Annotated in this window: 23 protein-coding genes and 2 pseudogenes; 16 read left to right on the forward strand and 9 right to left on the reverse strand. The window is 69.1% G+C overall.

What is annotated here, in order from left to right:
• Positions 1-13: 13 nt before the first annotated feature.
• The 3 genes and pseudogenes from QSK18_RS18430 to QSK18_RS18440 all read left to right on the forward strand — a co-directional run.
• Positions 14-349 (forward strand): annotated as a pseudogene (locus QSK18_RS18430) (lipoyl domain-containing protein); the annotation flags it as partial.
• 131 nt (positions 350-480) lie between these two features.
• Positions 481-720, forward strand: coding sequence for a hypothetical protein (locus QSK18_RS18435; RefSeq protein WP_232809777.1), 240 nt, complete (start codon positions 481-483; stop codon positions 718-720).
• Positions 721-742: 22 nt separating this feature from the next.
• On the forward strand, positions 743-1,306 hold the full coding sequence (locus tag QSK18_RS18440; RefSeq protein ID WP_232809776.1) for a 2'-5' RNA ligase family protein: 564 nt from the start codon (positions 743-745) through the stop codon (positions 1,304-1,306).
• A gap of 149 nt (positions 1,307-1,455) precedes the next feature.
• On the opposite strand, the pseudogene QSK18_RS36280 reads toward QSK18_RS18440, so the two are convergent.
• Positions 1,456-1,620, reverse strand: a pseudogene (locus QSK18_RS36280) (IS1380 family transposase); the annotation flags it as partial.
• A 351-nt stretch (positions 1,621-1,971) separates the two neighbouring features.
• Positions 1,972-2,568, reverse strand: coding sequence for a dihydrofolate reductase family protein (locus tag QSK18_RS18445; RefSeq protein ID WP_285621018.1), 597 nt, complete (start codon positions 2,566-2,568; stop codon positions 1,972-1,974).
• A 198-nt stretch (positions 2,569-2,766) separates the two neighbouring features.
• Between QSK18_RS18445 and ligA the strand changes: the two genes are divergently transcribed.
• Positions 2,767-4,905, forward strand: coding sequence for an NAD-dependent DNA ligase LigA (gene ligA / locus QSK18_RS18450; RefSeq protein ID WP_285621019.1), 2,139 nt, complete (start codon positions 2,767-2,769; stop codon positions 4,903-4,905).
• A 205-nt stretch (positions 4,906-5,110) separates the two neighbouring features.
• Here ligA and QSK18_RS18455 read toward each other — a convergent pair whose 3' ends face one another.
• Complete coding sequence (locus tag QSK18_RS18455; protein ID WP_232809773.1) at positions 5,111-5,587, reverse strand: MarR family winged helix-turn-helix transcriptional regulator; 477 nt, start codon at positions 5,585-5,587, stop codon at positions 5,111-5,113.
• Positions 5,588-5,673: 86 nt separating this feature from the next.
• On the opposite strand from QSK18_RS18455, the gene QSK18_RS18460 reads away from it, so the two are divergent.
• Complete coding sequence (locus QSK18_RS18460) at positions 5,674-6,564, forward strand: alpha/beta fold hydrolase (protein WP_232809772.1); 891 nt, start codon at positions 5,674-5,676, stop codon at positions 6,562-6,564.
• Between the two features lie 259 nt (positions 6,565-6,823).
• Here the strand turns inward: QSK18_RS18460 and QSK18_RS18465 are convergent, their stop codons facing one another.
• Positions 6,824-7,294 carry a GNAT family N-acetyltransferase gene (locus QSK18_RS18465; protein ID WP_232809771.1) on the reverse strand — a complete coding sequence of 157 codons (471 nt, stop codon included), beginning with the start codon at positions 7,292-7,294 and terminating at the stop codon, positions 6,824-6,826.
• An 8-nt stretch (positions 7,295-7,302) separates the two neighbouring features.
• On the reverse strand, positions 7,303-7,734 hold the full coding sequence (locus QSK18_RS18470; RefSeq protein ID WP_232809770.1) for an ArsR/SmtB family transcription factor: 432 nt from the start codon (positions 7,732-7,734) through the stop codon (positions 7,303-7,305).
• A 96-nt stretch (positions 7,735-7,830) separates the two neighbouring features.
• On the opposite strand from QSK18_RS18470, the gene arsM reads away from it, so the two are divergent.
• From arsM to QSK18_RS18485, 3 genes are all read left to right on the forward strand, one after another.
• A complete protein-coding gene (gene arsM, locus QSK18_RS18475) occupies positions 7,831-8,712 on the forward strand; it encodes an arsenite methyltransferase (RefSeq protein ID WP_285621020.1) in 882 nt (293 codons plus the stop codon).
• A gap of 76 nt (positions 8,713-8,788) precedes the next feature.
• Positions 8,789-9,247 (forward strand): arsenate-mycothiol transferase ArsC, encoded by a 459-nt coding sequence (locus tag QSK18_RS18480; protein ID WP_285621021.1) that lies wholly within the window; start codon positions 8,789-8,791, stop codon positions 9,245-9,247.
• A gap of 282 nt (positions 9,248-9,529) precedes the next feature.
• Positions 9,530-9,949 (forward strand): nuclear transport factor 2-like protein, encoded by a 420-nt coding sequence (locus QSK18_RS18485; RefSeq protein ID WP_285621022.1) that lies wholly within the window; start codon positions 9,530-9,532, stop codon positions 9,947-9,949.
• Between the two features lie 158 nt (positions 9,950-10,107).
• Here QSK18_RS18485 and QSK18_RS18490 read toward each other — a convergent pair whose 3' ends face one another.
• Genes QSK18_RS18490 through QSK18_RS18500 form a run of 3 tightly spaced genes read right to left on the reverse strand, consistent with a single transcriptional unit; the run spans position 10,108 to position 12,350 of the window.
• Entirely contained in the window at positions 10,108-10,674 is a 567-nt protein-coding gene (locus QSK18_RS18490) for a TetR/AcrR family transcriptional regulator (protein ID WP_285621023.1), read from the reverse strand.
• Positions 10,656-11,831: a GDSL-type esterase/lipase family protein gene (locus QSK18_RS18495; RefSeq protein WP_352396587.1), complete on the reverse strand. Its 1,176-nt coding sequence runs from the start codon at positions 11,829-11,831 to the stop codon at positions 10,656-10,658. The genes QSK18_RS18490 and QSK18_RS18495 overlap by 19 nt, the downstream gene beginning before the upstream one ends.
• Positions 11,832-11,891: 60 nt before the next feature.
• Complete coding sequence (locus QSK18_RS18500) at positions 11,892-12,350, reverse strand: hypothetical protein (RefSeq protein WP_285621025.1); 459 nt, start codon at positions 12,348-12,350, stop codon at positions 11,892-11,894.
• A gap of 110 nt (positions 12,351-12,460) precedes the next feature.
• Between QSK18_RS18500 and QSK18_RS18505 the strand changes: the two genes are divergently transcribed.
• The 8 genes from QSK18_RS18505 to QSK18_RS18540 all read left to right on the forward strand — a co-directional run bounded on the left by QSK18_RS18505 (position 12,461) and on the right by QSK18_RS18540 (position 17,808).
• Positions 12,461-12,802, forward strand: coding sequence for a hypothetical protein (locus QSK18_RS18505; RefSeq protein ID WP_232809763.1), 342 nt, complete (start codon positions 12,461-12,463; stop codon positions 12,800-12,802).
• A 1-nt stretch (position 12,803) separates the two neighbouring features.
• Positions 12,804-13,175: a hypothetical protein gene (locus tag QSK18_RS18510; RefSeq protein WP_285621026.1), complete on the forward strand. Its 372-nt coding sequence runs from the start codon at positions 12,804-12,806 to the stop codon at positions 13,173-13,175.
• Positions 13,176-13,214: 39 nt separating this feature from the next.
• Positions 13,215-13,523, forward strand: a complete 309-nt coding sequence (locus QSK18_RS18515) for a YciI family protein (RefSeq protein ID WP_285621027.1) — start codon at positions 13,215-13,217, stop codon at positions 13,521-13,523.
• Between the two features lie 4 nt (positions 13,524-13,527).
• Complete coding sequence (locus QSK18_RS18520) at positions 13,528-13,932, forward strand: DUF6228 family protein (protein ID WP_285621028.1); 405 nt, start codon at positions 13,528-13,530, stop codon at positions 13,930-13,932.
• 114 nt (positions 13,933-14,046) lie between these two features.
• Positions 14,047-14,580 carry a SigE family RNA polymerase sigma factor gene (locus QSK18_RS18525; RefSeq protein WP_232809759.1) on the forward strand — a complete coding sequence of 178 codons (534 nt, stop codon included), beginning with the start codon at positions 14,047-14,049 and terminating at the stop codon, positions 14,578-14,580.
• A complete protein-coding gene (locus QSK18_RS18530; RefSeq protein ID WP_232809758.1) occupies positions 14,580-15,974 on the forward strand; it encodes a hypothetical protein in 1,395 nt (464 codons plus the stop codon). The genes QSK18_RS18525 and QSK18_RS18530 overlap by 1 nt, the downstream gene beginning before the upstream one ends.
• Before the next feature lie 208 nt (positions 15,975-16,182).
• Positions 16,183-16,803 carry a DUF47 domain-containing protein gene (locus QSK18_RS18535; protein ID WP_232809757.1) on the forward strand — a complete coding sequence of 207 codons (621 nt, stop codon included), beginning with the start codon at positions 16,183-16,185 and terminating at the stop codon, positions 16,801-16,803.
• 9 nt (positions 16,804-16,812) lie between these two features.
• Positions 16,813-17,808 carry an inorganic phosphate transporter gene (locus tag QSK18_RS18540; RefSeq protein ID WP_269809828.1) on the forward strand — a complete coding sequence of 332 codons (996 nt, stop codon included), beginning with the start codon at positions 16,813-16,815 and terminating at the stop codon, positions 17,806-17,808.
• On the opposite strand, the gene QSK18_RS18545 is transcribed toward QSK18_RS18540, so the two are convergent.
• On the reverse strand, positions 17,780-18,637 hold the full coding sequence (locus QSK18_RS18545) for a helix-turn-helix transcriptional regulator (RefSeq protein ID WP_285621029.1): 858 nt from the start codon (positions 18,635-18,637) through the stop codon (positions 17,780-17,782). The two genes, QSK18_RS18540 and QSK18_RS18545, sit on opposite strands and share 29 nt — an antisense overlap.
• Positions 18,638-18,691: the final 54 nt, after the last annotated feature.

Raw genomic sequence — 18,691 nt, forward strand, 5'->3', positions numbered from 1 at the left:
ACAGACTGCTGCCATGGCTCTGTTCGGATTCTTCCGGCGTCGCTCCGCTGATCCGGCCCCGGCCACCCGCCGGACCGATGTGCCCCCTGCCGCCGCCGAGCAGCCCCTGACCGGCGGCGGCGAGGGCACCACCGTCCGGATGCCGACTCTGGGCGAGAGCATCACCGAGTGCACGGTGGCTCGCTGGCTGAAGCAGACGGGTGATTCGGTGCGGGCGGGCGAGCCGCTGCTGGAAGTCTCGACCGACAAGGTCGACACTGAGATCCCGTCGCCGGTCACCGGGATCGTCCGGGAAATCCTGGTGCGCGAGAACGAGACGGTGAAGGTCGGTGCCGCTCTGGCGGTCGTCCGATCACGGTGAGCGCCCAGACCCGAAGGACTTCGCGTGACGACTCTGCGAGAGCTGCACAGCATTTCCCTCGAGCCTCTCACGCCTCCGACACCGAGGTTGCTGCGGTCTACTTGTTCCTGGACCCGCTCGTGGCCAGCAACGAGGAGGCCAACCCCAGCCTCACGCAACCCGGGGTGGAGCAGAATCCCCAAGTGGTGGCCGATGAGCTTGCCGCAGTGATCGCCAAGCCCCGTGGGCAGAAGCCCTTCCGCACCGGGGTCGACTTCACCGGCGCGGGTGTCGAGCACGTCATGGCCTTCTCGGACCTCACCCGGGAAGCCTTCGTCAGGCGGATGGGATTTGGCGGGCCCCTTCGGCTCAGGGACTGACCACAACACGTAGAATTGCCCGATGGGTGCCAAGCGTGGGGCTGACGTTCCCCGGCGACATCTTTCGGTACACCTCGACGGCCCGGCCCAGCGTGCCGTCGACGAGCATCGTTCGATCTGGGATCCGGTGATGTACCGGATCGCGCCCGCCCACGTGAGCGTCACCTATCCCGAGGAGACGTTCGACACAGATCTTCTGCTCGATCGAGCCGCCCAGACAACCTCATTAACAGCACCTTTCCCGATCCGACTCGGCGCCTTCTCCGGCTTGGACGAAGGTCGCGCAGGCGTCATCGTCATGATCGACGACACAGAAGGCCAATTGGAGACGCTTCGGGCCCAGTTGCTTCTGCCGCCCCAGCGGTGCAGTGGGTATCCGTTTCACTCCACCGTTGTGCACCCCCGGACATCAGCCGCCGGGGCTGCCTGTTGGGCACGACTACGCGGCGCCGCTCTGGACATGTCTTTCACGGTGCGGGAACTGCTGTGGACGGAGACCGATGCCAGTACCCGACGGGTGCTGGCACGGTTTCCGCTCACCGGCCGCCCCCGGGCCTCCTGGCAACCTCAGGGGTCTGGCCCCTAAGCCTCGATCCGCGGGATCGGCCCTGAGGGCTGATCTTGGGATAGGAGTAGTTGGCTGGGCACAGCTGAGTCGCTGGTCTGTCCAGCTTTTCCGGTGGTCTGCTCGTGACGGTCTTGGGGTTCCCGGGGCAGGGTCGGGTGCTGGCGGGCCGTGGAGTGTGGGTCAGGTCTGGAAGACGTTCTCCAGAGTCGGTTCCAGGGTGTGGCGGTGGGCCAGTGGGTGGGTAGGTGCAGGACAGGGCGTCGTTGGGGGCGGGTTAGTCGGGCGGGGATGTGGACGATCTGACGGCGTAGGGTCGTGTCGCGGGCTCGGGCTGCAGTGGTGGTGGGGGAGCATCCAGGCGGCGTTGGCGGCGAAGGAGCCGGAGCGCTCGGGCGGATGAAGGGTCTCCGGAGACTTGACGCTGGGCGGTGGAGGGTTTGCGACTGGAGAGCGCAGATCGACTCCCTCGCCTTCTTGCGCGACCTGCCGCGACTGCAGTACCTGTGGATACACACGCTGGCGGCCCAGGACCGCGACTACACGCCACTGCTCGACCTGCCCAATCTGACCGAGCTGAGGGTCATGAAGGTTCGCGGAATGCGGCCCAGCCATGCCGATCTGGCCAGAGTTCATCCTTCTCTCAGGTGTTAGAGCGTAGGTGTTTTTGGACGTTCGTGGGCACCTCAGCCGACGTCGTAGGTGAGGTGGGTGGCTGTCGAGGTGACGACGGTACTGCGCTGGGTGAGCTGACGGGTCGGCCCGCTGAGGAACAGCGAGGTGCCTGATCCGAGGACGACCGGCGAGAGGTGCAGGACCAGTGTGTCGAGCAGCCCGGCGGCGAGCGCGGAGCCGATGAGCCGGCCGCCGCCCATGAGGACGACGTCGCCGCCCGCCTTCTCGGCGTGGGGGCGGGCGGCGGCGATGGCGTCGGGGAGGCCGGTGGTGACGAAGGTCCAGTCCAGATCGGTGAGCCGGACGGACGCGGGTGGGGTGCTGGTGACGACGAAGAAGGCTGGTCGGCCGGCTTCGCGGGCGCCGTAGCCGACCTCGTCGTTCCAGCCCTGTGGGCCGTCGACGACGTCGAACAGGTTGCGGCCGAGGATGACGGCGCCGGAGCGTTCGGTGCTCTCGCGCATGATGCGGGCGTCGTCCGGGTCGTCGGAGAACGCCCAGGCGTGGATGGGTCGGCCTCCGGTGCCGAGGCCGTTGTCCGGGCCGGCGTCGGGTCCGGTGACGAAGCCGTCGAGGGAGACGGAGATGTCAGCGATGATCCGGGTCATGGTGGGTTGGACCGGCCGGCCCCACGGATCTCATCGGTGGGGCTACGCACCTCGGCGGGCGGCCTGGCCGATCTTGTCGGTGGGTGCCTCTATGTTCTGGGTCATGAACTTCCGCGTGCCTCTCCCCGCTGGTCCTTGTGCTCGTGCTGACGCCCGGGCACCTCACCACCCGGCTGTGCTGCTGGGCGGTGAGTCGCGATGAGCGATACGGCGATCGGTGCGGGCACGGTGCTCGGGCGGGACGAGTACCTGCAGGCGGTTGAGACGGTTCGTGCGGCGGCGGGCGTGTACTACGCCACCACCGAGGTCGCAGCAGACGCACCGAGCGGCGCGGGCGTCACCGTGCTGGACGATGCCACCTACGACCAGCTGGTGCGCGACATCGCCGCGACCGAGGCCGCGCACCCGCAGTGGCAGGTCGAGAACTCCCCCACACAGGTGGTGGCCGGGGCGGCGGGCGACGTCGAGCACACCGTGCCCATGCTGTCGCTGGACAACGTGTTCTCGGCTGCCGATCTGCTGGAGTGGCACGCAGGTCTGGCCAAGCGGCTGGGGCACGAGCCGCGGTACGTGGTCGAGCCCAAGCTGGACGGTCTGGCGCTGGCGGCGCGGTACGAGAACGGTTCCCTGGTGCAGATCATCACCCGCGGTGATGGTCTGCACGGTGAAGACGTGACCTTCGCTGTCGCGGCCATCGTCGGGCTGCCGGCCACGCTGGCCCGGCCTCTGACGCTGGAGGTGCGTGGGGAGGTCATGCTCACCGACACCCAGTTCGAGGCGGCGAACGAGCTGCGGCTGGCCAACGGTGACAAGGCTTTCGTCAACCCGCGTAACGGGGTCGCCGGTGCTCTGCGCGGCTCACGCGACCGCACCTACATCATCCCCATGACGTTCTTCGCCTACCAGGTGCTTCCCCTGCCCGACACCTACTCCGGCCCCAAACCCGATGCAGACATTGCTTATTCGGCGGCGATCGAGCTGCTGGGCGAGCTGGGTGTGCACACCGCCGCCACCACGAGGGCGGGCATCGCGGTGGTCGACACCCTGCCGCAGGCTCAGGAGTACATCGACGCTCTGCTGGCGGCCCGGGCGGATCTGGGCTTCGGTATCGACGGTGCGGTAATCAAGGCCGACGCGTACGCCGACCGTGAGGCCGCGGGCTCGTCCTCGCGGGCGCCGCGCTGGGGCACGGCCTACAAGTACCCGTCCGACTCGCGCCTGACCACCCTCGAAGAGGTCATCTGGCAGGTCGGCCGCACCGGGGTCATCACACCCCGCGGGCGGGTCGCACCGGTGTTCGTCGGCGGGGTCACGGTCAGCTACGCCACCCTGCACAACCCCAACGATCTGGCCCGCCAGGGCCTGATGATCGGCGACACCGTGATGGTCCTGCGCGCGGGCGAGGTCATTCCCCGCATCGAGGGCTTCGTCGCGGCCGCCCGCACCGGCAACGAGACCGAGATCGAGGTGCCGCAGGTCTGCCCGAACTGCGGCGGCGAGATCGACCGCTCCCAGGAACGCTGGCGCTGCAAGCAGGGCCGCATCTGCGCCCTGCCCCAGGCCGTGCGCTACGCCGTGGCCCGCGACTGCTGGGACATCGAGTCCGTCGGCGAGAAGCTCGTGCGCCAGCTCGTCGACACCGGCCTGGTCACCGACGTCGCCGACCTGTTCACCCTCACCCAGGAGCAGCTGCTCGAACTCGACCGGATCGGTGAGGCCTCGGCCACCAAGGTCCTGAGCGAGATCGAGGGGGCCAAGGCCAAGCCGCTGGCCCGCACGCTGACCGCCCTCGGCGTGCGCGGCACCGGCCGCTCGATGAGCCGCCGCATCGCCCGCTGGTTCGGCACCATGGAAGCCATCCAGGCCGCCACCGCCGCCGAGTTCGAGGAGGTCGACGGGATCGGGCCGGAGAAGGCCCCGGTCATCGTCGAGGAACTGGCCGAGCTGGCGCCGGTCGTGCAGAAGCTGCGCGAGGCCGGGGTGAACATGACCGAGCCGGGCCTGTCCGGCCGTGAGGCGGCGGCCCGGGCGGCCGAGAGCAGCGCTGAGGCAGCCGCCCTGCTGCCGCTGACCGGTGAGAACGGCAAACCGATGACGGTGGTGGTCACCGGCAAGATGACCGGCCCGCTGGCCGAGTTGTCCCGCAACGAGATGAACGAGCTGATCGAGCGGGCCGGGGGCAAGTCCAGCGGCTCGGTGTCCAAGACCACCGGCCTGCTGGTCGCCTCCGAGAGCGGCTCCAGCAAGTACACCAAGGCCGAGGCACTGGGTATCACGATCGAGACCCCGGACGAGTTCGCCGAGCGCGTGGCCGACTTCCTGGCACTGGACGAATAGCGAGCAGCTCGGAGCAACGTTGTGGACCGGCCGGATCGACCGCAGGATCGGTCCGGCCGTGCACGGCAAAGGACGCGCAGGCAGCGATGTCAGCTCAGCATCCGAGGCGACCGCCGGTTTAATCGCCTATGCCGGGGGCACACCTGAGCGCTCGTTATGGCCGTCCGACATCGCCTCGCGACGCCAGCGGCTGGCAGAACGCTTTTTAGCGCAGTTCCTGTCCCGCCGCCCAGCCCGGGGCGTCGAGGTTGATCGGCGAGTCACCGACGAACTGTGCGAGTTGCGACTCCAGCCGGGCCAGTTCGTCGGCGCCCAGACGCGCTTCCCAGCGGGCCCGCACCTCGTCGAAGATCGCGGTGCCCTCGGCGATCAGCCCCATCCCGTGATCGGTGATCCGGATGTTCTTGCGGCGGACGTCGGCGGGGTCGGTCTCGGTGGTGACGTATCCGCGTTCGACCAGCGCGGCGATCGTCTTCGCCGCGGCCTGCTTGGTGACGGCCAGCCTGCGAGCCAGGTCCGAGGCACTGTTGGCGCCGGCCCGGATGGCCCGGATCGCGTACTCGTGCGAGGGCCGGGCGTCGGGGTATCCCCGGGTCGCCAGTTCCCGGACCACTTCGTCCACCAGATTGCGATAGCTGCCCAGGAGCAGCAGGGCGAGATCGGCGCCGGATCCTGAGGACATGACCGCAGTCTAGATCTCCCTTGACATGGACAACCTGGTTGACCAACACTGAAGTCAACCTGGTTGTCCATTATGGGAGTCACCGCATGTCCAGCTCTTTCACGACCGCCTCCCCCTCGGTGGCGGGCGTCACGCACCACAGCGCCGACGTCAACGGCACCACGCTGCACTACGTCTCGGCCGGCGACACCGGCTCCCCGATCCTGCTGGTGCACGGCTGGCCGGAGTCCTGGTGGGCCTTTCACGACGTCATCCCGCTGCTCGCCACCACCCACCGGGTCTTCGCCGTCGACCTGCGCGGCTTCGGCGACTCCGCCGTCGCCGACGGCGCGCACGACCTGACCACCATGGCGGAGGACCTGCACCAGCTGATCGCCCACCTCGGCGTCGGGCCCGTGCACGTGACCTGCCAGGACATCAGCGGCGGGCCGGTCTTCGCATTCGCGGCCACGCACCCCGACGACGTTCTTAGTCTCACCGGCGTCGAGACCACACTGCCCGGCTACGGCTGGGAGATGCTGGCAGACGTGAGGAACGGCGGCTCCTGGCACGTGGGCTTCCTGGCCGCCCCGGGAGTTGCGGAGCTGTTCCTGTCCGGCCACGAGCGAACGATGCTCGACTGGGCCGTCTCGGCGATGACGACGGTGCCGGGCGCAGTCACCGAGGCCGACCTCGACGAGTTCGCCCGTACCTATGCCCGGCCGGGCGGATGGCTCGGCACCCAGGAGCTGTACCGCTCCTCCCTGACCGGCGGGGACCAGATGCGGACCCTGGCCGGGTCACGTCCACTGACCGTTCCGGTGCTCGCGGTCGACGGCATCAACGCCCCCTTCACCGAGCAGACGATGCGCCAGGTCGCCGAGGACGTCACCGCGGTCACGATCCCCGACGTCGGGCACTTCGTCGCGCAGGAGGCGCCCGCTGCCTTTGCCAGCACTGTCGGCGACTTCATCGACCGCGTCGACGGCGGCCGCTGAACGATCGTCTTTGCACCGCCACCTCCGGCGCGCTGGTCCTCGGGCGGGTAGGTGGGGCTCCGTGTCGTGCGCCGAGCTTGCCCGGCCCCGGCCAGCAGCCTGGGGCTGGACCTTTGGCGATGCGAAGGACAAGCATGACGACGGCTACGCCGGCACAGGTCGCGACCGAACCGGCACAGTCCTTCGCGAAGGGCCGAGGCATTGGGCATCACGATCGAGACGCCGGAACAGTTCGCCGAGCGCCTTGCCGACTTCGGGTTCAGGTGATGTGCGGGCTGCGGCGTTCCAGGAGGATGACGTCGCGCCAGGTGCCGTGGTGGCGTCCGATGCGTTCTCTGGTGCCGATGGTGCGGAAGCCGAGGCGCCGGTGCAGGGTCAGGCTGGCGGTGTTCTCGGGGAAGATGCCGGATTGGATGGTCCAGATGCCGGCGGCTTCGGTGGAGTCGATCAGGGCTGCCAGGAGGCTGGTGGCTACGCCGCGGCCGCGGGCGTCGGGGGCCACGTAGACGGAGTGCTCGACCACGCCGCCGTAGACGCAGCGGTCGGAGACCTTGCTGGCGGCGACCCAGCCCAGGACGGTGTCGTCTTCGAGGGCGACGAATCGGTGCTCGGGCAGTCTGGCCTCGTCGAAGGCGGGCCAGTCCGGCGCGGTGGTCTCGAAGGTGGCGTTGCCCTCGTCGATCCCGGCTTGGTAGATCGCCAGCACCGGCCCGGCGTGCTGGGACGTCATGGGAGCGATCACTGGGCGGCCTGCGGCGTCGGCGCCTGGGGCGTGGTGAAGTCACCCAGGGCCGCGGTGATCTGAGTCAGGCGTTCGGGCACGAGGGTGTAGTACGCCCAGACGCCGCGCTTTTCGCGGGTGAGCAGGCCTGCGTCGACCAGGATCTTCAGGTGGTGGGAGACCGTGGGCTGGGACAGCCCGACCGGTGCGGTCAGGTCGCACACGCACGCCTCGCCGCCTTCATGGGCCGCGACCAAGGACAGCAGTTGCAGGCGGGTGGGCTCGGCCAGGGCCTTGAGCAGGGTCGCGAGCTTCTGTGCTTCCTCGACGCCGGGGATCGGCCCGGTTCCGGTGGGGGTGCAGCACGACGCGTCCTGGACCTTGGTCGTGGCCGCGGCCGCCGAGGGCTGGAGGTTGATGCGCGGTCGGGCGGTCTGCGCGGACGTCATGCAGCCAGTCTGCGTCAAGACATTGACGATTGTCGATCCCTGAGCCACGATCAGACATCGACAAGCGTCTATCTCTCGTTTCGAGGAGTGGGGATCATGACGACACCGATCAACCAGGCCGATGGTGCCGGGGACCTGCGCGAGCAGGTCCGGGCCGGGTACGCCGCAGCCGCGATCGCCGTGTCCAGCACGGGTGCGCAGGGGGCGTCTGCCTCGTGTTGTGGCCCGGACGTTGCGGCCGGCTCCATGGCCCTGGACGGCTCCTTCGGGGCGGGCCTGTACGCGGGTGAGGACGTGGAGGGTCTGCCGGCTGAGGCACTGGCCGCGTCGCTGGGCTGCGGGAACCCAATGGCGGTGGCTTCCCTGCAGCCGGGCGACCGGGTGCTCGACCTAGGCTCGGGCGGTGGGATCGACGTGCTGCTGTCGGCGAAGCGGGTCGGCCCGACCGGCCGGGCGTTCGGGCTGGACATGACCGAGGAGATGCTGGCCCTGGCCCGCGCCAACGCCGCGAAGGCCGACGCCACGAACGTGGAGTTTCTCAAGGGCCAGATCGAGGCCATCCCGCTGCCGGCCGCCTCGATCGACGTGGTGATCAGCAACTGCGTGGTGAACCTGTCCACCGACAAGAGCGCGGTGCTGGCCGAGATGTTCCGGGTCCTGGTCCCGGGCGGGCGGATCGGGATCAGCGACGTCGTGGCCGAGGACCACCTCAGCCCGGCCGAGCGGGCCGAACGCGGCAGCTACGTCGGCTGCATCGCCGGCGCCCTGTCCCGCAGCGAATACCTCGACGGACTGGCTGCGGCCGGTTTCACCGACGCCGCGGTGGAATTCACGCACGAGGCGGTCCCGGGCATGCACGGCGCCATCATCCGCGCGACCAAGCCCAGCGACGCGCTCCAGCTGCTGACGCTTATCAGCCAGAACGATCGCAGCGGCCAAGACGAGTCGGCCGCCTGCGGACCAGCCGGTTGCTGCTGAGCCTCACCCCACCCATGGCCATCACCCCCGTCCAGGCGACGTCGGCCCCTCACCTCCTCGGAAGGCAGTTCCAGCCGTGAGCAAAGTCCTGTTCGTCTGCGTCCGCAACGGCGGCAAGTCCCAGATGGCCGCCGCCCTGATGCGCCAGCACGCCGGTGCCGGCATCGAGGTGGACTCCGCCGGAACCGATGCCGGCACCAAACTCAATGCCCAGTCCGTGCAGTCGCTGGCCGAGGTCGGCGTCGACATGAGCGGCCAGGCACCCAAGGCCCTGACCTCGGACCTGGTCGCCGCCGCCGACCTGGTGGTGGTCCTGGGCAGCGAGGCCCGCGTCGAACCCGTGGGCGGCACGCCGGTGATCACCTGGGAGACCGACGAGCCCTCGCAGCGCGGCATCGAAGGCATGGAACGCATGCGCCTGATCCGCGACGACATCACCACCCGCGTGAAAACCCTGGCAGCACAGTTGGACTCCGGGGCTGGAAGCAGCCCGGTAGCCGGGCCCGCGAGCGTCAGCGCCGACCCTCGGGTCTGAGTCTGCGGCCGCGCTCAGGACCACCTCGTACAGCGCCTGCGCACCAGGAGCTGGTTCGCCCCGCCCATGACCCGCCACAGCGTCGCGACCCACCCGATCGCCATCGGCGTCCCAGTAGCAGCCTTGCTGATGCCGAGCAGTCGGGGCTGCGAGCGTTCAAGCCGGCGCTCGGGCGGCCGTCTCAGTGTTCGACCTTGCATCTGCGCTCAGCAGATCGCCGGAGCTTGCCCGGGCCCAGGCGCCGGCCCGAGGCTGGACCTCTAGGGAGGCGGAGGAGCAGCAATGCAGGAAGCCACGGCGGCCGAGGTCGCGGGCGAGCTGGAGCAGGCCTTTGCGCAGGGGCCGGCGGCGACTCAGGAGGCTATGCGTCAGTGGCTGGGGCAGGAGGTGGAGCTGCGGCACGAGCCGGCCGAACCGGCGGACGGGGTCTATCCCGCAGACGTGTTGCTGCAGGCGTTGTCTCAGCGTCTTGCCCTCTTCACCAGGCTGATGCCGGACTACTCCGAATCCGCCGTGGTGACGTTCGAGGGCGCGCAGATCGTGGTCGACCTCGTAATCCGCGGAACCTTGGCGGACGGCAACCGGATCGAGATTCCCGGCCGCGATCGCCTCACTGTGCGGGAGGGGCGGATCGTAGCCATGGTCAGCGCTTTCGACGCCGAGCGCATGCGGCCGTTGGTCGAGGCGGTCCGCGCCTTGTGACTCACACGTCCGGATGCGAGTGAGCCGACACGCATGCGAGGGCCACTCCCCCTCGATCACGGGCAATCGGTGCGCGAGCTGCTGCGGAAGTCCTCCCACGGACTGGTGAGAACGAAACGATCAGGCCCACAAGCGTCCTCAAGTGGTACCGCAAGCCATCACGACGGCCAGCTGCGCAGCGCACGGTCCAGGGCACTGACCATCCGCTGGAACGATGCTTCGGCATCGACGTCACGGTGGCCGAAAGCGTGCTGCAGTTCGAGGGAGACGAAACCGTTGATGGCTGAACCGATCACCCGGGTAGCGTGAACGGTTTCGTCTGCTGCGATGTCGTACTGGCGAAGGACGGCCATGTTGAGCTGGACCACCTCGGCCGCCTCTTTCGAGGTGGCGGTGTCGGCGTCGGCGATCTGCTGCAGTGCGGCCCACGCCCCCGGGTGTTCCTGGGCCAGGCTGCGGTGGGCCTCGGCCAGTCCCTGAAGCGCTTCCAGCCCAGACCTTCCGGCGATCTCGTGGCTGATCCGGGTGGCGAGGTCGCCCAGGGCTCGGCGGTGCAGAGCGGCCAGCAGAGCGGGCCGGTTGGCCACGTGCACGTAGAGGCTCGCCGACTGAACCTTCAGCTGGCGGGCCACCGCGCTCAGGGACAGCCCGGCCAGTCCTTCCTGGTCGGCCAGTTGGGCGGCGGTCGCCTCGACGATCTCCTGGTTCAGGCCTGCGCGAGCCATGACCGCTGCCCCTCCTGCGAACCGTCCGGACGCTCAGAGCGCACGTGCTTGGCGAAACGCTCGCCGATCAGGCGATGCGTGGCGACGTCTGGGTGCAGGGCGTCGGGCAAAGGCAGCTGCACTGCGTCTTTCTCGCCGTACAACTGCGTCCCGTCGAGGTAGTGCAGATTGCGATCCGAACGAGACTTGACGACGTCCTCGAGCAGTTTTCGGATCACCGACAGTGTCAGGCGCCCGAGTTCAGTGTCGCCTTCCCGGCCGGTCGCCAGGAAACGCACCTGGCCGGTGCCCAGGCTCGCCGGATCGATAGCGCCCGGCCCGGGCGTGTTCTCGTGGATGCCGCAGTAGATCGGTGACATCACGAGCAGGGGGACGTCAGGGTGGCCTTCGCGGATCGTGTCGAGGAAGCCGTGGACGGCGGGGACGAAGGTGCGGCTGCGCATCCCGTCGAGATTAACGACGTTAATGCCGAGCTTGACGCTGATCAGGTCGGCGGGACTGTCGCGGATCACGCGGGCCATGAAGGGGTCCACGAGCGCGCTGCCGCCGAAGCCCAGGTTGCGCAGGTTCAGGCCGAGCTGCTGGGCGGCGACCACGGGCCAGATCTGGGTGGGGGCGGCGGCGTTGGAGCCCTGACTGATCGAGCTGCCGTGGTGCACCCATCGCAGCGCCGGCGTGGTCAGCGGTTGCAGCTGCGCATCGGCGCTCAGGTCGACGAGATCCACGCTCTCGTTGTGCGGCAGCCAGATCTCCACCCGCTTGTCGCCGGCGGACAGGCCGTGCAGGTGCGTGTGGTGCGGCTGGCCGGGCTGATGGGTGGTCTGGCCGCTCTGCAGGTCGACCTCGTTGATGTCCCCGCCGGTCAGAGGGTCGCGCAGGACGAGCTCGCCGTCGATGCAGACGTCGATGTTGCCGCGGGGGCGATCCAGCCCCCGGTAGGCCAGGCGCACCGGATGGGTGACCAGGTCGATGCGGGTGGCGGTGGTGGTGAAGGCCAGACGCACGCCGGAGGGCTGAGCCTGCATGGCCATGAGCTGGCCGTCTGCGAACTGCCGCCGGACCCACGCGGGCAGGCGGTGCAGCCGCAGACCGCGCTCGGTGCGCTCCACTTCGGCAGCTCCGATGACCAGCTGCGACCACGTATCCATCGAACTCATGGATCTATCCTACACCTCGTAGGAAGTGACCGAGGCAGGGCCGGACGGTCTTAGGACTGCTCAGCCCGGTGGCTGTGACCGGCACACCGGTCGCGCCGCCAGGCCGGCGATGTTGGCGCAGGCCCAGGCATCGGCCCCTGCGGCGGAGTCGAAGGCATGGGCCTGACCCTTGTTGTAGGTGACCGGCTCGTGCACCGTGTATCCGGCCTTGCCCTGTTTCTGCAGCTTGTAGATCTGAGCCCAGGTGTAGGAGCGACCTTGGTAGAAGACCTCCATCCGCTCGACCTCCTGGGCGTTCTGCGGGGCCCGGTCGATGAAGGAGACCAGTTCGGCAGCAGTGGCCGGGCCGGCCATCAGCGCTCCGAGCGCTACCACCCCGGCACCCGTCAGGATCAGCCAGCGACGACGCGTGGGGGCGGGGACTGCCTCGTCACTATGAACCGTGCCGCCTGCAGGAAGATCGTCCAAGGAGTACTCCTCGACCACTGCATCGACGAGGTCACGGTCACCTCGTGACATCGGATCACCTTCCGCCCAACTGAAGTGATGAGCTCGACCCGAAGTTCACCGACCTGGACGTTGACGATCTTGAGTTGCGAGGGGGGATTGCCCGATTAGCGTCTGCGGGCATGCAGACGTTTTTCGCCCCTTTCCGGATGGTTCTTCGCCTGCCGCAACCCATCAGGACGTTGTTCTGGCTGGCCATGGCCACCTGGGTGATCTCCGTCATCGGCTTTGCGACGCCCACTGACGGCGGAATCCAGTGGTCCATGCTGCCTTTCACCGTCGTGATGTTCCTGGCCGGGCTGGTCTACGCCCTGGACTTCCGGGGTAACGCCTCCCGGATGATCGAGCTGTCGAAGCAGGAAGGGGCGGTGGTGTTCCCCCTGATCGCCGTCCGACTGCTGGGTGTGGGCATCATGGCCGTCGGGATCATGTTCGTCTGGCTCATCCTGTCGGGACGGTTCTGACATGCCGCCCACCCAGACCCTGACGCCGGCCTCATACCTGCGCTCGATCCGGGCCATGCCCCAGCCGAGCCGGGCACTGGCCTACGCCCTGCCGCTGGCCTGGCTCTTCGCCATCATCGGTTTCCTGAGCGGTTTCATCTTCGATCTCGACGTGTCCTTGCTGAAATGGTTCGTCCTGCCGTTCCTCCTGATCGGAATGGCCTCCGGGCTGGTCGTGGCTCTGAATGTGCGGGGCAACGCCGCCGGGGTGAACGACGCCATGCGCGAGCAGGGCATGCCCACCATCTCGCCGCCCTTCTACCGGGTGTTCGCCGCTGCCACCAGCGCGATGGCCCTGGGGATGGCGGTGACGATCCTCGGGCAGGACTTCTGAGGACTTTCGTCAGGCTCCGTCTCGAATACGCTGGCGCCCATGAGCACCACGTCGGTCGAATACCTGATCACCGCCTGGGACGGCACGGACGAGCACGCGCTGGAGCGGCGTCTGGCGGTGCGGGAGGCACACCTCGCGGGCGCCCAGGTCCTCAGCGAGCGGGGCGAACTGCTCAGCGGTGGCGCCATCCTCGATGACGACGGGCGCATGATCGGCTCGTCCATGCACGTGGCCTTCGCCGACGAGGCGGCCTTCCGGGCCTGGTACGACGCCGAGCCGTACGTGACCGGCGACGTCTGGCGTGACGTGAGCATCCGGCCGATGCGGATCTTCCGGCCGACCAGCTGAGCCCATGCAGATCCGCGCCGAGGGCGACGTCGTCCTGCACCTCGAGAAGGACTATCCCTGGGGTCCGGACGACCCCGCCGTGGCCGGCCTGCGGGTCCGCGCGAGCGGTCCGTCCGTGCAGGTCGACGTGCAGGTCGTGCTGCTGCAGGGAGAGGGACCGTCGTCCTTCCTGCGCTCGCTCTACGAGGACTTCCGCGGCTGGGACGGCGAGCGCACCTGGAACCCGCACGGCGGCGGCCTGCAGATCTCGGCGACGCACACCGGCTGGGTGCAGTTGACCTGGACTCTGTCGCACGTGGTGCTCGGTGAGCCGGTCTGGTCGTTCCAGGCCACGTCGCAGCACGCGGCCGGAGAGGACATGCGCCGCCTGGCCGAGGTCTTCGACGAGACCCTCGACTGGCCCGCCTGAGGGGCGCTGAAGATTCGGCGGATCGGCTCTCAACCTTTGCTGGGTCAACGCACGTTTCTTAGGAGGTGATGCGTACCCACGATGACGGTTGGAGAGTGCTTTACGGTGCCGACCGTGACGAGTGACGAAGACGGGTTCCAGGTCTTCGTGCAGCAGTACTGGCGCTCGCTGAACCGGACCGCGTTCCTGCTCACCGGGGACCGCGACCGGGCCGAGGACCTGGTGCAGAGCGCCCTGGAGAAGGTGCACCGGCACTGGCCCAAGGTCTCGCGCATGGATGCCCCGCTGGAGTACGTGCGCCGGGCGATGGTGACCACGGCGATCTCGTGGCGCCGGCGGCGCAGCTTCGGGGAGATCCCGAGCCTGTCGGTGGATCCGGGTCACCACGACCCCTACGAGCGGATCGATCAGCGTCAGCAGCTCATCGCCGCCCTGCGCCGTTTGCCGGTCAAGATGCGCGCGGCCCTGGTCCTGCGCTACTTCGAGGACCTGTCCGAGGCCGAGGTCGCCGCAGCCATGGGCTGTTCGGTGGGCACGGTCAAGAGCCAGGTCTCGCGGGGCCTGGAGCGCCTGCGCAGCACGATGGCGGCCGGCCCGGCCGGCGCTACCCCGTCCGTGAAGACAACCCCTGCTCTGCGGAGGCCGTGATGAACATCGAGACCGAACTGCGGGCGGCCCTCGCCGACGAGGCCACCTTCGCCGGCGACGAGGTGCAGCCCTACCCTGCGTTCCTGCAGCGCGAGCGAAAGAACCAGCGGGCGCGGCGGATCCGGGTGGCGACCTCGGTCGCGGCCGTGGTCGCCGTGGTCGGGGCGGCCGCCGGTATGCAGGCCCTGGGCTCGGGTCAGGCCGATCGTTCGGCGCCCGCCTCCGAGCAGGAGAAGCCGAGCCTGGTCGTCCCCAGCCGGGCTCTCGTCGACAGCCCGCTGCGCGGCTCCCTGGCCACGAACGAGAAGTTCCTGAATGCCATGCTGCCGAAGGTCGTCGCGCACGAGAACCGCGAGGCGAAGCTGCTGTACGCCTCGGACGTGGGCAACCAGCGACTGGTACTGGCCTATGTCGCCGCCCCGTCGGCGTCGCTGGAGGACCAGCCCAGCGAGGCCTCGAGCCTGTCGTGGTTCACCGGGCCGCGCGGAGCCTCCGCGAAACGGCTCACCAAGAGCCAGGGCGCCGAGGGCACCCGGCCGGCCAGCGGAGTGACGGATGTCAGCAACGACGCCGAAGGACTGGCGGTCATGGTCGGCCCGGTGGGCTACACCGTCGAACTGACCAACAGCACCCAGGCCCGCTACACCGCCGAGGGCACGGTCGAGCAGGGCGGCGTCTTCGCCAGCAGCAAGAAGGACAGCGGGCTCGTCGAGGAGGTGCTCGCGCCGCACGCAGTCCCGCCCTCCATCACGGCCACCCTGACCAAGGACGGCAAGACTCTTCCGATCGAGTCCGAAGGCATGGCCTGGGGCGAGAGCGGCGTGGACATGGACGCCTACACCGCCAAGGCCGAAGCAGCGCTCGGGGACAACTCTTCCGACCCGGCGGCTCTTGGGGCCCGCCTGAAGGACGCGCTGGACACGGCCGCCCTGCCCCTGGAGGGTACTGACCTGAAAGTGCGCTACGCCGGGACGTTCCGGGGCCAGGACCTGAACGTCTTCACCCTGCAGCAGCCCGGTCAGGGAGTGCTGGCCTTCGCCTACTACTGGAGCTCCGAGGGCAGCGGGGTCAGCCTGCGACTGCTGCTTCCGGCCGAGGGGATCGACTCCCGGCCGATCGCCTACCACCCCCAGGAACAGCACGGTCCCAGCGAGGAGACGATCGTGGTGGCCCCCGAGGGCGCCGAGCGGGTCACGGTGACGGTCGAGGGAGAAGACCCGATCGAGGTCGACCTGAAGGCGGGGATCGGCGCGGTGGACGCCGACCCGGCCAAGGAGGCCATCGCAACCGCCTACGCGCCGGACGGTTCCGAGATGGGCTCCACGCCGGTGCGGAGCCTGGCGGGCTCCCGGGCGAACATCGGGGACACACCGGAGACCCGCGTGGTTCCGTGACGTCCCGAGTTCGGGCTGAATTGAAGGACGGTGGTGGTCACCTCGGTCGGGTGGCCGCCACCGGATCTTCCGGACAGTCGGGCACCGAACCGGGCAAGGTGACCAGGGGATGAACGACGATTGATGGGGGCGCGTCTTTCGAGTGACCACTGTGTCCGGTTTCTGGCTACAGTCAGCGCGGACACGGGTGGACACAGGAGATGCGCAGATGCGGTTCAGACTCACGCCGAGAGACACGACGATCATCGACCTGCTCGTGCAGGCGGGTAACGCCCTGGTCGAGGGGGCGGAACTGCTGCAGGCCGTGATCAACGCCGGGCCGGACGACCGGCCCGACCTGCTGGTGCGGATGCGCGACGCCGAGCACGCCTGCGACGACATCGTCCATGCCACCAAGCGCAAGCTGAACAGCACGTTCGTCACGCCCTTCGACCGGGAGGACATCTTCTCCCTGGCCTCGGCCCTGGACGACTGCATGGACAACATGGAGGCCGCCGCCGACATGCTCGTCCTGGCCAACCCGGCCCGCCTGCCCGACGGGGTGGAGACCCAGCTGGCGGTCCTGCAGGAACAGGCCCGGGTCACCGCCCGGGCCCTGCCCCGTCTGCACACGATGGAGGGCCTGGAGGAGTACTGGGTCGAGATCAACCGCCTGGAGAACGTGGGCGACGACGCCTGGCGGGACATGCTGGCCGAGCTGTACTCCGGCGCCTACGAGCCGCTCGAGCTGCTGAAGGTGCGCGAGGTGATCGACGCCCTGGAGGACGCGGCCGACGCGTTCGAGCTGGTCTCCCACCACGTCGAGACCATCGCGGTCAAGGAGTCCTGACCGGTGTCACTGACCCTCACCCTGGTGGTGCTGGTCGTGTCCGTGGCCCTGGTGTTCGACTACACCAACGGTTTCCACGACGCGGCCAACGCGATCGCCACCGCCGTCTCCACCCGGGCCCTGACCCCGCGCAAGGCCCTGGCCATGGCCGCCGTGTTCAACGTGGTCGGGGCGCTGATGGGGCACGGCGTGGCCCAGACCGTCGGCAGCGGCATCATCAGCCCACCCGACGGTCACGCAGGTCTGCTGATCGTGCTGGCAGGCCTGGTCGGGGCGATCACCTGGAACATCTTCACCTGGGCGCTGGGGCTGCCCTCATCCTCCTCGCACGCCCTGATCGGGGGCCTGGCCGGCGCCGCGGTGGTGGTCTCCTCCCCCGTGCACTGGTCGGTGATCCTGGACAAGGTCGTGATCCCGATGATCCTCTCGCCCCTGGTCGGGTTCGGGCTGGCCTACCTGGCCATGGTCGGCGTGCTGTGGGCCTTCCGTAAGGCCCGGCCCACGCCCGTGATGCGGGGTTTCCGTACCGGCCAGATCTTTTCCGCCGCGGCCATGTCGTTCGGGCACGGCCTGCAGGACGCGCAGAAGACCATGGGCGTGATGACGCTGGCCCTGGTGGCCGGCGGGTACCACGCCGAGGGCGCGGGAATCCCGCTGTGGGTGACACTCTCGGCCGCCATCGCGATCAGCCTGGGAACGGCCTCGGGCGGCTGGCGGATCATGCGCACGCTCGGGCGCGGCGTGATCGAGCTCGACCCGGCGCGCGGCTTCGTCGCCGAGACCGTGGCCTCGTCGGTGCTCTACACCACCGCGTACGCCTTCCACGCGCCGATCTCCACCACCCACACCATCACCGCGGCCATCATGGGAGTGGGCGCCACGAAACGGCGTTCGGCCGTGCGCTGGGGGGTGGCGGGCGACATCCTCACCGCCTGGGTCCTGACCCTGCCGGCCTCGGCGCTGGTGGCCGGAGGGCTCAGCCTGCTTCTGCACCCCTTGGCCTGAGCACCTGCGCCGGGTCTGCGGCCTCCAGCGTGGCGAGCAGGGTGAGAGCGTCGGCGGCCGGGCTACCCGGCTCGGCGTGGTAGAGGACGAGCTGCATGCCCTCCGCACCCACCACCGCCAGTTTCTCGCGCCGCAACCGTAGTTCACCGACCTGCGGATGGCGGATCAGGCTGACCTCGGAGCCTCCCCTGCGGATGTCGTGCCGGGCCCAGAGCCGGCGGAACTGCTGGCTCTTCAGGGACAGCTCACCGATCAGCGACTGCAGCCGCGGGTCCTCGGTGTCGGCGCCGACCTCGGCGCGCAGCTGGGCCACCACGCTGGCCGCGTTCTCGTCCAGGTCAGGGTGGTACTCGCGCGCCTGCGGGTCGGTGAACAAGGTGAGAAGGCGGTTGGTGCCCGGGCGCATCAGCGGCGACAGGCTCACCGCCAGCCGGTTGGCGGCCAGGACGTCGCGGTACCGGTTGACCACGAACGCCGGCACGTTCAGGGTGCCGACCAGCATCTCGAGACCGGCCGGCACCCGATCGGCCGAGGCGGCCGGGCGCCTGCGGGTCTTCGGGCGAGCCAGCCCGGTCAGATGCTCCGTGCCCGCCGCGTCCAGCTGCAGCACCCGGGCCAGCGCCTCCACCACCTGCGGCGAGGGAGTGCGGTCACGGCCCTGTTCCAGGCGCAGGTAGTACTCGGCGCTGATCCCCGCCAGCATGGCCACCTCTTCGCGGCGCAGGCCCGGCGTGCGCCGCAGGCCGCCGCCGGGCAGGCCCACGTCGGCCGGCTGGACCAGCTCCCGGCGGGCCCGCAGGAAGTCCCCCAGAGCACTCCTCGTCGCCATGGCCCTCACCGTAGGCGATCACCGTGCGGCCTGCCTGTCCCTGCTTCTACCAGG

Source organism: Kineosporia sp. NBRC 101677 (assembly GCF_030269265.1).
In the GTDB taxonomy this organism is placed as follows: Bacteria; Actinomycetota; Actinomycetes; order Actinomycetales; family Kineosporiaceae; genus Kineosporia; species Kineosporia rhizophila.